Source organism: Roseimicrobium gellanilyticum, from assembly GCF_003315205.1.
In the GTDB taxonomy this organism is placed as follows: Bacteria; Verrucomicrobiota; Verrucomicrobiia; order Verrucomicrobiales; family Verrucomicrobiaceae; genus Roseimicrobium; species Roseimicrobium gellanilyticum.
The window spans coordinates 55,352-67,854 of record NZ_QNRR01000015.1 but is presented as its reverse complement, the minus strand read 5'-3'; the positions used below and the strand labels follow the sequence as shown (position 1 = coordinate 67,854).

Annotated in this window: 11 protein-coding genes; 6 read left to right on the top strand and 5 right to left on the bottom strand. The window is 61.6% G+C overall.

The genetic code is table 11. From position 1 onward, the window contains the following. Window positions 1-22 precede the first annotated feature (22 nt). From DES53_RS28260 to DES53_RS28235, 6 genes are all read left to right on the top strand, one after another. A complete protein-coding gene (locus DES53_RS28260; RefSeq protein ID WP_113961706.1) occupies window positions 23-598 on the top strand; it encodes a hypothetical protein in 576 nt (191 codons plus the stop codon). Between the two features lie 524 nt (window positions 599-1,122). Next, on the top strand, window positions 1,123-2,043 hold the full coding sequence (locus DES53_RS28255; RefSeq protein ID WP_147263678.1) for a trypsin-like serine peptidase: 921 nt from the start codon (window positions 1,123-1,125) through the stop codon (window positions 2,041-2,043). A gap of 38 nt (window positions 2,044-2,081) precedes the next feature. After that, complete coding sequence (locus DES53_RS28250) at window positions 2,082-4,886, top strand: secretin N-terminal domain-containing protein (RefSeq protein ID WP_113961704.1); 2,805 nt, start codon at window positions 2,082-2,084, stop codon at window positions 4,884-4,886. Window positions 4,887-4,953: 67 nt separating this feature from the next. Continuing rightward, entirely contained in the window at window positions 4,954-6,807 is a 1,854-nt protein-coding gene (locus tag DES53_RS28245; RefSeq protein WP_170157489.1) for a secretin N-terminal domain-containing protein, read from the top strand. Window positions 6,808-6,884: 77 nt separating this feature from the next. Further along, on the top strand, window positions 6,885-7,340 hold the full coding sequence (locus DES53_RS28240; RefSeq protein ID WP_113961702.1) for a hypothetical protein: 456 nt from the start codon (window positions 6,885-6,887) through the stop codon (window positions 7,338-7,340). A gap of 23 nt (window positions 7,341-7,363) precedes the next feature. Further along, window positions 7,364-7,942 (top strand): hypothetical protein, encoded by a 579-nt coding sequence (locus DES53_RS28235; protein ID WP_113961701.1) that lies wholly within the window; start codon window positions 7,364-7,366, stop codon window positions 7,940-7,942. Window positions 7,943-7,997: 55 nt separating this feature from the next. Here DES53_RS28235 and DES53_RS28230 read toward each other — a convergent pair whose 3' ends face one another. The 5 genes from DES53_RS28230 to DES53_RS28215 form a co-directional block, all read right to left on the bottom strand. Continuing rightward, the gene (locus DES53_RS28230) at window positions 7,998-8,714 is read right to left on the bottom strand and encodes an ATP-binding protein (protein ID WP_113961700.1); all 717 of its coding nucleotides are present in this window, start codon (window positions 8,712-8,714) and stop codon (window positions 7,998-8,000) included. Then, on the bottom strand, window positions 8,707-9,663 hold the full coding sequence (locus DES53_RS28225) for a DUF1376 domain-containing protein (protein WP_113961699.1): 957 nt from the start codon (window positions 9,661-9,663) through the stop codon (window positions 8,707-8,709). The genes DES53_RS28230 and DES53_RS28225 overlap by 8 nt, the downstream gene beginning before the upstream one ends. A 511-nt stretch (window positions 9,664-10,174) precedes the next feature. Continuing rightward, window positions 10,175-10,357 (bottom strand): hypothetical protein, encoded by a 183-nt coding sequence (locus DES53_RS33295; RefSeq protein ID WP_170157488.1) that lies wholly within the window; start codon window positions 10,355-10,357, stop codon window positions 10,175-10,177. Beyond that, window positions 10,354-10,749: a hypothetical protein gene (locus tag DES53_RS28220; protein ID WP_170157487.1), complete on the bottom strand. Its 396-nt coding sequence runs from the start codon at window positions 10,747-10,749 to the stop codon at window positions 10,354-10,356. The genes DES53_RS33295 and DES53_RS28220 overlap by 4 nt, the downstream gene beginning before the upstream one ends. Window positions 10,750-11,994: 1,245 nt before the next feature. Beyond that, window positions 11,995-12,312 carry a hypothetical protein gene (locus DES53_RS28215; RefSeq protein WP_113961697.1) on the bottom strand — a complete coding sequence of 106 codons (318 nt, stop codon included), beginning with the start codon at window positions 12,310-12,312 and terminating at the stop codon, window positions 11,995-11,997. Window positions 12,313-12,503: the final 191 nt, after the last annotated feature.

Here is a 12,503-nt window from a genome sequence, read left to right as displayed (position 1 = left end):
AAATAATAAATCATCAATAGAGATGCCCCGCCGCACCAAGCTCACCCTCCTCGGCGTCTTCCTCGTGCTGCTGGTCATCCCCGTGGCCTACATCGCCATGTCATGGAGCCCCGCGAATCCCCTTGAGTTCCGCTACATCGGTCAAGGAACGACCTCAAGGCAGATGATCAGCATGCCCGGCTTGGAGATGGAGCAGATATTGGTCCCCTTCATCATCGAGGTGCGGAATACCCGGCCCTATCCCATCTACCTCTGGGAGCTGAGCCTCGTTGAGAAGCGTGATCCGAGCATAGGACATGGTCACTATCGTGTGATCGAGTTCGTGCCCAGTGGTGGGTATGTGGAGAAGCCGGTGCCTCCCATTCCTCCCTACGGCACCGCGCGTGTTGAGGCCCTGGTCCCGGACGCCAGTGTGCCGCGTCTCGATATCGCATCACTCGCGAGCAAATATGACAGCATCAGCGTGACGAAGAAGCGAGGGCAGCGTGTCTGCCTCTGGTTCAATAACATGGTGTGGCATCTCACAGGCTATACCGTTGGGAAATCTCCGCAGCCAGATCGCCACATCGCTCCGTTGGAATACCACGCGGGGAAGTGAGCTGAGCACGACCTCGCTCCCTTCGCGCGCCAGGACCGCTCACGCTGGATGCAGTCGTATGTCGTCCCGGCGCGATGAATTCATCGATGGCATGGCGGCAGGCCCAGGGAGCGGGAACGCCTCGTTCCCGTGGGTGAAAGGTTTGTGGCGTGTATCTGCCGCAGCACTCATTGGAATACAGGGCGCTCGACATGCTGCATCACCAGGCATGCCGACCGCTGACGGGAACGAGGCGTTCCCGTTCCTTGGGCCTGCCGCAACACACTGGGTAATGTCAGCACGTGCACAACCATGCCTCTCCGGATGGCTGCACGATCATTCAAACTGCTCCGGGCGTGAAATCCGTCCGCATTGGCACGGTTACAGCATGGGGTCCACCAACATTCCCTGATGACCTTTGGAAAAAAGGAAGGAGAAAACATTTGCGTTTTTCCTCCCTTCCCCCCAAAAGACTCGCTTCAAAATTTCCTACCCCCATGAAATAACCCACGGCACTACATCCCCCTTCCATTCACCCATCCGCCATGACCCAAGACCCAAGCAACCTTCACGGAGGGCGAATGGAGCGTCCCTCGGAACATACTGATGGCAGAGGCGGCAGGAGAGGATGGCAGTCGGAGAAACTCGAGGGTGAGCTGCCGCCCAGCGAAGGAGCAGCTCCGGTGGAGATGGATGCGAGATTGAGCGAGATCCCCACGGATATCGTCAAGAAGGTCAGGCAGGAGGTGAAGACTGATGTCCCCGGACTGGAGGAGGCGGGTAACTTCGGACTGGAGAACGTCCACGGGGATAATGACATGCAGCTCGTGACGGAGACGGTGTATCCGTGGCCATCCGTCGCCTATATCACCGTGGAGAGGTCGGGTGGGGGAGCGGTACGCGGTACGGCCTTTTATGTAGCTCCGCGTCTTCTGGTGACCGCAGCGCATTGCCTGGAGGATGAGGCTGGCAAAGCTACCAAGGTCAATGTGTTTCCGGGGTTGCGTGCCGATGGCTCGACGGTCCTGCCGTCCAGCAGTGCGATGGCGTACCGGACTCCACAAGGATGGTTCAACAACTGGGGTGCCCACCTTGACTATGGATTGATTCTGGTGCCTCCGGCGGCAGCGCATCCAGGTGCCCACTTCACGCTGACCGTCCTTGCAGATCAGCAGCTCTGGGGGCTTCCCACGATTCTCGGCGGATATCCCTCCATCAATAACAGCAAGCGACTCATGGCGGCGGGAGGCCGGTTGGGTCCGCCCACGGCCACGGTGCTGCCTCACGTGATTGACAGTGAGAATGGGCAGAGCGGCGGTCCCACCTTCACCCTGAGTGGAGGAGTCGCCCATGCCGTGGGCATCCACACCACAGGCACGGTGGAGTTCAACTGGGCTCTGCGCATCACTCCGACCGTTCTTGCGGAGATCAAGGGCTGGGCCACCGCGTGGGGTCTCCCGTTTTAATCATCCTGATCCGACTTCATCGAGGCGAACCCATCGCAATGTTCTCACCGGCGACCTCCACCACCTTCTTCCTCAGCGCGCTGCTTGTCGCGGCGCTTCCCTGTGCATCACGCGCACAGCACGGCACTCCAGCCTCGCCCCCACCTGCTCATCCTCCGGGAGTGCAGATACCGGGAGCACTGCCGCAGAACGGGCAGGGTGGTGGTGGTGGCATACCGGGAGCACTGCCAGGAGCCGGTGATCCTGCTACACCCAATCCGTCGAATGAAGCCGACCCGGCCACGAATGCTCCGGACCCGAGGATGGATGAGCTGCGGACCCTCGTGCAAGGTGCTGGCAATCTGAAGGAGCTTCTGGTCGTGCTCAAGAGCGCGCAGAGTGATAAGAAGGCATTCGTCGAGAAGATCGAATTCTCCAAGAATGATGAGTCCCTGCTCGATTGGAGGAAGTCGGCATTCCACGTCGCATGGGCGACGAAGCACGGCCAGGACCCCCGCTCTGAGACTCATGTGAATGAGTCATTCGCCGCGTGGAGGGACAGCTTCCAGCCTGAGAACCTGCACCAGCTGATGGATCGGCTGGCGGCCGAGTACCCCGTGCGGTTCCACCTGTCTGCTGTGCCATCGGACAAACTGCCCACGCTGCACTTCTGCCCCTGGGAGGAGTCTGGCGAGCTGTACTTCACCGCGACAGATGATGAGTGGAAGAAGGCGCTGAACGTTCCCGATGACAAGACGCCGCTGAACAAGCGGTCCAATGTGCAGATGGAAGCCTACTCTGACACGCGACGCCGCGCGGAGGGGCATCCCAGAGCCATGGATGAGCTCGATGGCGAGCTGGAGAAACTGCGCCGCGCCAGACTCTTCGGCTCCTACACGGCGCCCGCGCCACCCCCGGAGAAACCTGGTGGCAAAGGTGGCCGCCAGGAATCCGGTGTGCTCATCCCCGGAGCCACCGGCCCGGCCTTTCCAAATCATCACGAGCACGTGCCGCCCAACGACGGCTCCCTGAGTGACATGGGCAGGCGGGCCCGCCTCATGCCGGATGGCAGTGATGCGCTTGCCGATGACGGAGGTGCTGGAAACTCCCGCGTTCGCGAGAGCACGCTGGAGGCCGCCCCCACCCAGAATGATCTGAACAAGGGCGTGAGCATTGGCAAGATGCGCATGAGAGCCTTCCAGCTCCGCCATGCCTCCGTGGAAGGGCAGGCCCTCACCAAGACGGGGAATGCCGCTACGGACCTCCCCGCGGAAGTGCGCATCCCCGGTGTGGCCAAGACGCTCGTGGCCATTGCGAACAAGATGTACGGCGCAGGATCGCTGAAGCTCGTCTCCAGCGGAGGTGATGCCAATTTCGAAAAAGCCCTGCTGCTCACGGAAGCCTCGCGCCTGCTGGAGAGCGCCACGAGTGCGGACTACTACAAGCCATATGCCTATTCTGGATACACCGGTCCCACGGGGACGATCGACCAGCTCCGCAGGCTGGATGATGACATTCGCATCAATGAATCCGCGCAGCTGCGCGAGGCTGCCAGTCTGCGCGAGCGTGCCAATGAATCCCGGCCCATCGAGTTCGCCGGAGGCGAGGATCAAGTCACGGAACTGCTCAATAGGCGCGGCCTGCGTGTCTCACCCACGGTGGAGAAGCTGATTCCTGAGGGCGTGCTGCGTGTGGACCCGAGCGACCTCATCCCGCAGGAGGCCACCCAGGCCACGGTCTTCAGCAGGGGGCAGGGCCTGGTCGGAGGGGAGTCGGCCGCCATGCATGAGGCTGCGCCCACCCAGGAGAAGGCGCCCGAGCTGCGCGGCGCCATCATCGCGGAACGCGCTACGAACCGCATCATCATCTGCGACCTGGAAGAGCGCATGCCGGCCTACGAGCGCATCATCAATGAACTCGATGTGCCGCCCAATCTCGTGGAGATCAGCGCGACCATCATGGATATCAATGCGAACTCCGGCGTGGAGTGGGGCGTGGACTGGGCTGGATTTGGCAAGGAGGAAATCACCGAGGCCGTGGGCACGGCGAGCTCCCTCTTCGATGGCGGTCTTCCCTTCGGCGGCATCGCATCACCGAATGGATTGAAGGTCCTCACCACACCTGCGGGCACCCTGGGCGCGGACAAGGTCTTCCATCCCGTGGGGTTGAATGCCTCCACCCTCATCACTGGTACCAGCGGGAAGCTGGCCGCACGGTTGCAGGCCCTCGCGACCGACGGAAAAGCGCAGGTCATCTCGCGCCCCGTGCTGCTCACCGTGGCGAATACGGAAGCGCTCTTCTATGATAACAACTCGCTCCTCCTGCCCGTGCCCGGCGAGCACAATGCGGACCTCTTCAAGGTGAATGCGCCGCTCGCCCTCCGCATCAAGCCCGTGGTGATGCATCCCAAGAATCCCGGCGAGCAGCAGCTCATCCTGCTGGAGATCGAGATCCAGGATGACACGGTGACCGGCGTGCCGGTGGACCCCGCTGTGGCCACACCGGTGCTGCCTGCGAACAAGCCCACCGCCTTCCTTTCTGAGAGCACCATCTACACCCGCGCCCTGGTGCGTGAGGGGCAGAGCCTGCTGCTGGGCGGGCGCTATCGTCATGCCGAGCAGAAGCAGGATGGCGGCATCCCCTTGCTGAGCCGCATTCCCCTCGTGGGATTGGCCTTCAAAGACCGGCGGAATGTGAATGTGAAGCTGCAGCGCCTCTTCCTCATCACACCGCGTCTCGTGAAGCCCACAGGGCCGCATCCACTGGGGCCGCTGGAGTCCCTGCCTCTGCCGGAAGTGTCTGGCGCTGGAGTCAACGATCTCGTGGGAGATGGGAAAACCTCTGGCAAGGCTGTGAATCCCTGAACGGAATGAAGTGCGCCTGCTCCTCTTGAATGCTGCATCCATGAGTCCCTCCCGTCCTCCCTTTCACATGCGCCTGGCATCTCTGCTCATCTTCACCGTGGTGGCGTGTGCTTCCATCCTCCAGGCAGCTCCACTGCATGACATCCCGTGGAAGCGACCGCAGGATAAGGTGACCATCTCACCACCGACGGGAACTGAGATACAGAAGCTGGAGGCTTATCTCAAAGCTATCTGTCAGGATGAAGGCATCACATTTGTCACGCAGTCCCTCGATGGATTCAAGGAGTGCAAGCCTCCCGAGGCTCCCTCCCGCAGCCTGCTCCTGTGCGACCTCCTGGCGAAGAACGGGCTCGACGGATATTTCCTGAAGAGCAAGCGCAAGCTGGTGGTGTACAAGCCCAGCCCCAAGCTGGAGAAAAAATACAAGCTGGCGGATGCCCACGCCGTCATGCTCAAGACCGCGCTGAAGTCAGGCATCATCGGCACCGAGCCCGTGCATGGCAGCGATGTCCTGACCTTGAATGGCCCCCAGGCCTACAAGGACCACGTCATGGAGACCGTCACCCTCCTCGGCGTCTGCCTCGAAGCTTATGTGGAGCCGCCCAAGGTGAATACCGCAGGCATGATACCCATGCTCTTCCCCCTGCGCTATGCCCGCGCAGAGCAGGAGAGCAGCAGCCTGCGCGCCCTCACGCTGACCACCAGCCAGAGCACCGCAGTCGCCGTGAAGGAGAGTGCCGGTGTGGTGCAGATACTCAAGACCATCCTCCTGGCGAACCCCGTCAATCCTCCCGCCGCAGGGGAACCTCTCATCACCTCGGACCCCATGCGCAATGCGGTGATCATCGTGGATTTCGAAAGCCGCAGGAGCTACTACGAAGATCTCATCCGCGAGCTGGATGTGCCGCGCCACATGGTGGAGATCACCGCCGCGATCGTGGACATCGAGGTCACGGATGGACTCGACTGGCAGAGCAGCTTCCTGATTCGCGGCACCCAGAACATCGAGAGCCGCGAGGTGCCTTATCGCATCGGCCTCAATGCTGGGAACCGGTTCTTCGATACGGATAACACCGGAAAAATCATCGGCTCGCCCTTCGACAAGGACCCGCCCGAGATACCCGCCGCACTCGGCACCGGCACCTTGGGGCTCAATCAGACCACCCTCATCGTCGGCTCCAGCTACGCCATCCTGTCGAACATCCGCGCGCTCGAGCAGCGGGGCAAGGCGCAGGTTCTCTCCCGTCCATCCGTGCTCACCCTGGATAGCCAGCCCGCGAGATTGACGGACCAGACCAGCACCGTGGTGCCCGTGGCCGGTGAGCGGCAGTCTTATTTGTACAAGGTCGCCTCCGGCCTCGATCTCGTGGTGCTGCCCCGCATCATGGACAAGGAACCGCATGACCCCCATGTGAAGCCGGACACACGGCAGGTCTACCTCGGCATCGAAGTGGGGGATGGCAACGTCACCGACCAGGAGCTCAACAATCCCAACATTGCCGTGGCTACGAATGACAACCGCGTCATCACCCAGGCCGTGGTGCGCAATGGCGAAAGCCTCCTCATCGGCGGACGCTATCGCAATGAAGACGTGAAGAACGAAGCCGGCATCCCCATCATCAGCAAGATACCCATCGTGGGATTGCCCTTCAAAAACAAGCGGGTCACGAACAACAAATTCCAGCGCCTCTACCTCATCACCCCTCGCATCATTGATCCCAACAATCCCACCCCGCTGGAGGATGAGAAGGTGAAGATGGCCCTGGGCGACCAGATGCCCGTCCCCGAGGGCGCACCCACCATGAGTGAAGTGCGCGGCAGCAATGCCTCCATCAAGGAGAAGCCTCCCACTCCTGACACCAATCCCAAGAAGAAGAAATGGTTCGCGCCCTGGAAGATTTTTGGGAAGCGCGATCCGTGACTCCGGCGGCGCCGGCTCACGCTGCTGCCCGTGGCCCGTTATCTGTTGCCTCCAGTACAAGCATTCACCTCATCACCATGTCCACGCTATTGAAGCCCTGCCTCAGACTGGCCGCGCTGGTCCTCTGCGCCGCCGCGTTCACCTCCTGCCAGAGCGTCCTGCCCTACAAGCTGGGTGGCAATCCCGCCAACCTCCGCCTCGGCGCCACGCCCATCGAAGTGAAGGAGGAAATGGGCTCACCCACCTACTTCAACAAGCACCAGAACGGTGAGGTCTGGGTCTACGCCGACTACTGGTGGACCAAGGAAATCTGGACCGCCCACTGGGGCACCTGGGAAGTCTACATGGAGGACACCCCCTTCGGCCTCCGCTTCTGCGGCTGGAAACTCATCGACCCACCCTACCAAGAACCCGCCGTCCGCAGCCACGTCCGCGTCCGCAATCCCCAAGTCACCACCGTATCCCGAAGCACCCCACCTCCCACCTATGAAGTGAGAGCGAATCCCAAGCCACCACCTTCAGTGGCGAAGTAGAGGGGAGTGAGGTATGGAGGGCCATGTCCCACCGCCTCAAGATTCTGCTGGGCTTTGTCTTGTGCCTGCTGTTGCTGGGCATGCCCGCAGTGTATATCGTGCTCTCCTGGAGCTCGATGCATGCGTTTGAGTTGCGCTACCTCGGGCAGGGCACGCCACGGATGAAGCTCTTGGACCCGGCGGATCCCTCGATGACGTCTATGGTGCCTTACCGCATTGAGGTGCGGAATGTGCGGCCCTATCCCGTGTATCTGCGCGAGCTGCGACTGGCGACCCAGGGTGCGCTGGATACCGAGTACGGCATGTACAGCAAATTCACCTTCACAGGGCTCGTCAGGGTGGAAAAGCCCACACCTCCCGTGCCGGCTTATGGCGTCATGCAGATCGAGATCGATGTGCCGAGAAACTGGATGAACTCCCATCACCTCGATCCCGCCAAACTCGTCGGCAAGGTCGAGAGCTACACCGCGACCCAGCAGAAGTGGACCGAGTTCAGCATGTGGTTCGACCGCATCACCTGGCGCTTCCGCAAGCCCGGCGTCCGCTCGTACCGGCCACCGGAATACTACCTCGTTCCCATGAAGACGGGCCCGATGAAGTGATGGAGCACGCCCACTGCCTCTCCATCACTCGCTGCCTGCTGCTCACGCAGGCTCATCACCCCCTCAATCCACCCCACCCGCACTCCACGATCCCGCCGGTCTGGGAGATGCGGTCGACCATGGAGGCGCCCACGGATTTGCCGAAGGCGTCGGCGGAGAGATTGGCTATCAGCACGGTCGGCAGGATGTTGCCGTGGCGGTGGTCGAGGATGTTCACCAGGGTGCGGTTCTCCCACTCGCTCTCGCTGCGCTCCTGGAATTCATCGATCACGAGGAACGGGGTTTTGCGATAATGTTCCAATACGGCCCATTCATCCTCCTTGCTCTGCGGGTGCCAGGCGCGGCGGATGGTGGCGAAGAGATCGTGCGAGCGCACATATACACCCGGGCTCTGACCCTGCTGCCGGCGCTGCTCCGCCAGCCAAGTGGCCATCACCGTCTTCCCACGGCCACGATCGCCGAGGATCACGAAGGTGCCACGGTTCGCCTCGATGTTCTTTTGAATCGTGCGTGCCATGCGCAGCGGAGCCTCTCTGAAATGTTCCAGGTCGGCGATGGATCGCCGGGGCCACTCCTCCGGCCACGCCTGGGGCACACGAGCCTGCCGTGGCGCCCGCTTCTTCGCCAGCTCTTCCGCATCCGCCTTTTCACAAGGCCCGCACAGCAACAGCGGAGCGCGGTTGAAGACGGAGCGCAGGGCCTCCGCCTCCATCGCATCCACGCCTTCCACAGGCCCGCCACAGCGTGAACAGCACAACAACCTCTCACTCATGCTCACAATCCTCCAATCGATAGACCTTCACCTTGTCCATGCTCACATCCGTCGGGATTTCACCGGACCGCTGTGTTCGCACATCACGTGCTGATGCTCGGACACCGGCCGCAACAGTCCCACCATCACGACTCTGCATGTGCGCTGATGGCGGTGCTTTCTGCGTCATCCCCTGGCGCCGCAGCTCTGCCTTCGTCTTTTCCAGGGCTTTGGCGTCGTCATTCCTTCTCGACCGGCAGTTCCAGCGGAACTTCAGGTAGCTGGCAAACTTCAATATCGGCCTCGCATTGCCATGCTGGTCTTTCTGGGTGTAGTCGCCCGTGGACTCATGTTGATTCCAGACGGTGGCCGCATACTCCGGGTCTACTCCATGAACTGCAGCCATGGAACGACATTGGTCCTCTGTCTTCGGCCAGCCAGCCCCCTCCGGGGGTACAGATAGATAGATATCAGGATCTCCGGGTGGGTGGTGGGTGGTGAGTGGTGGCGACTCGATATCGTGTCGCTCAATCGTCGCTGAGCGAGTCGCTATGCGACTCGATATCGCATCGCTATGAGACTCGTTCTGCGATGGCACCCGCCCCTTTCCAGCCTTGCTTCCCCAGCGTCGTTCGTTCGTCTTGGCCGCGCCCTGCCGCTTGCTGCGGATGCGGTCCCGCTGCTTCACGCGCTCCGTCTCCAGCCGCACGTTCCGCCGCTTCCCATCCGCTGCCACGGGGAATTTCTCCAGCACCAGAGGCGATATCTGCGAGCCTTTGCGATACCCCACCAACCGGGCGAGCAGATCCAGGTCCGCCGGCAGGCCGTCATTCGTCCACTGGTGCAGCAGCAGGTCCAGGTAGTCGCAGCGTTCCACCTTCGTCAGGTGCCGCGTGCCGTGCGTCCAGCGCTCGCAGTAGAAGTCAAACGCCGGCGCATCACGATGGAGTTCTTGAGTTTCACAAGGCATAAGTCGAATGGATAAAAGATGGGTGGACGGGCACGTCGCCTGGCTGGGGTGTGGTCATGGGTCATGGGTCATGGGTCACTGGTCACTGGTCACTGGTCACTGGTCAGTAGTCAGTAGTCAGTAGTCAGTAGTCATCGGTCATCGGTCATCGGTCACCGGCTCGCTGGCGAGGGCGCAGCCCGAGCCCAAGGATCGGGAGCACTCCTGCCCCCATGGGAGCCTTGCGATGCACCCCTGCATGTGCATGACGGTTGCGACTGCGGTGAGAAATGCAGAGCCAGACCCAGACCCAGACAAAGTACCGGCGGGCGCGCATCCCACGCATCGAATGCATGCGACAGTGCACCACCTTGCGCGAAGCGCTTTGGAGCGCGGTGCGGAGCCGGTGAGCTGACACGCGGACCGCATCTCGCATGCTCTTGAACCACGGATCTCCAGCATCCAGCGGAGCGCCCTCGTGGCAGCCCCTCGGCCTGCGAGCTGCCTGTATCTTCGGACCAGACATGTCAGCTTATTGAGGCGAACCATCGTCCCGCTTATCCGGCGTATGCGATGCCTCCACCGCATCACAGGCATCCCCATCCGGAACACCTGGCCCCGGCACCACATCCGCCTTCACGCACGCATCGGCGTGACGCCGCGCATATTCCAATGCCGTCATCGGCTCTGGTTGAGGTTTGGTGAGCCGATTCATCGCAACTCCCCACCTCCTTTCTGCTGCGGGGGGCGCTTCTGCATTTGCAGATGCTGCACCTTCGCCGTGCAGCGCACACACAGTCCCGGATACGGCGCATGCGCCGTGCTGGAGCAGCGCACCCCGCAGATCTCGCATCCATCATCCCTCTCCTCGTTCTCGTTCTCGTCCTCGAACGCATCCACGTGAGCAAAGAGATCGCCCATCGTTGTGATGGCCATCGGCGGGCGCATCGCATCCACCAGGCGTATGGCTTCATGCATGCAGCTCACATCATTCACCAGGCAGAGCCTCTCGATGACCGCATCCAGAGTAGGGGAGTGCAGGTGGAGTTGCGGACACGGCTGGTGTGGCGCGTGCCTGCCTCGGTATTCGTGCATCGGCGTATTCATGTTGGTAGTCAGTGGACAGTGGTCAGTAGTCAGTAGTCAGTAGTCAGTAGTCAGTAGTCATCGGCTCGCTGGCGAGGGCGCAGCCCGAGCCCCAAGGATCGGGGGGCACTCCTGCCCCCTCAGTGTGAGGACTTGGTAGCAGAGGAGATATCATGTGTGGATATACCATCACACCCAGATTCATCCTTCTCATGCGCATCCAATTGCTCTGGTAAGCGAGGGCCTTCCACCACCTGCCAGCACCCACACCACCCGCTGTGCCTGACGCTCCACCTTCTGCCGCTTCGCACCCGCCTCCCGTTACGCCGGAGGCATAGCACGTGCAAAGTCCCGCTGTGCGCATGAACGTGAGGATAAGTCGTCGAGCATTTGATGTAGCTTCTCTTGATTGGGCCGACCTCACCTTCCAACAGCCTCACCACCCCGCCCATAGGGCAACTTGTGTGGCGAAGCCACCTTGGACTGCGCGCAGCCCTGCTGCCGCTTTGGAGAGTCCACAGCCTGCTGTGGCGATGTTGACACTGGCTCGTGGTAAGATGTGTCCATAACGCTTGGCGACTTCGTCGCAGTGGAGCGTGCAGCAGGCTGCACTTCGGGAAAGCGGCAGCAGGGCTGCGCGCAGTCCAGGGACGCTTCGCGTCACAGCGTTCGAATCTGTCTGTGTATATCACGCCGTTTCTAATCCTGACGCACATGCGCAGAGCGGGACCGCTTTCCCAAAGTGCAGCCTGCTGGACGCTTTGCCGCGACGAAGTCGCTAAACCGTCAGGACGCCTGACCTTGCGAGCGGGTGCAACCATCGCCGCCGCCTGCTGCACAGCCTTCGTGGTACGCCGAAGGCGTTGCACACTGCGCAGCCCAGGGTCAGCTCGCATCGCGAGCGCCACCCTGGGTGAACCGAGCGCGGGATGAGAACGCTGGAAGCGTTCCACAAAACCCGTGCCAAGGCCCACGACATGACGGCACGAAGCCGTGCCAACGGGTGGAGCGTCAGGCACAGCACGAAGCATGGCTGCTGGCACGCATTCGAAGGCCCCCGCTTCCCAAAGATCATGCCTGCCAGCGGAAGACGCGCTCCCATCCACGCAGGTCAGAACCTCGCGCGAAATCCCGCGCGCCCAAGGGTCACTCCACCTCGCCTTGTTGCTCATCTTGATCATCATCGTCATTCGCCCCTTCACAAGTTGCTTCCTCCTCAAGCTCCAAGGTCCAAGCCTGAAGCCTCCGGCCCGAAGCCCTCGCATCTCAATACTCCCCGCCATCACCGCGCATGAAGGACTCAGCGTACTTCCGCATCGCTTGATTGAATGCCTTCCCCGCCAGCTCGGCGGACTCACACACGGGTCCTTCCAGGCTGCCGTTTCCCTCCACCTCTGCGCAGTGGTCGCACACCACATAGTAGCTGCGTCCTTCCCGGTGGCGGCCGTAGCTGCGCACAATCATCGAGCGCCAGCCACACAGCGGGCACGCCGGCAATCCATACACGGTATGCGTCTGGTGGTAGGCGACGGTGTGTGCATCAGATGCTGCCTCAGTGGCGGGAAGTGCAAAGCGCGAGGACATTGGGGTGCGGTGAGCGGTGAGCGGTGAGCGGTGAGCGGTGAGCGGTGTGACGGTGTGACGGTGTGACGGTGTGACGGTGTGACGGTGTGACGGTGTGACGGTGTGACGGTGTGACGGGTTCAGTAGGCCCCGCTTCTTTGCGGCATCGGATGGCAAGCAACGGGCGACGTCATGTTCCCCTTGGAACCCCA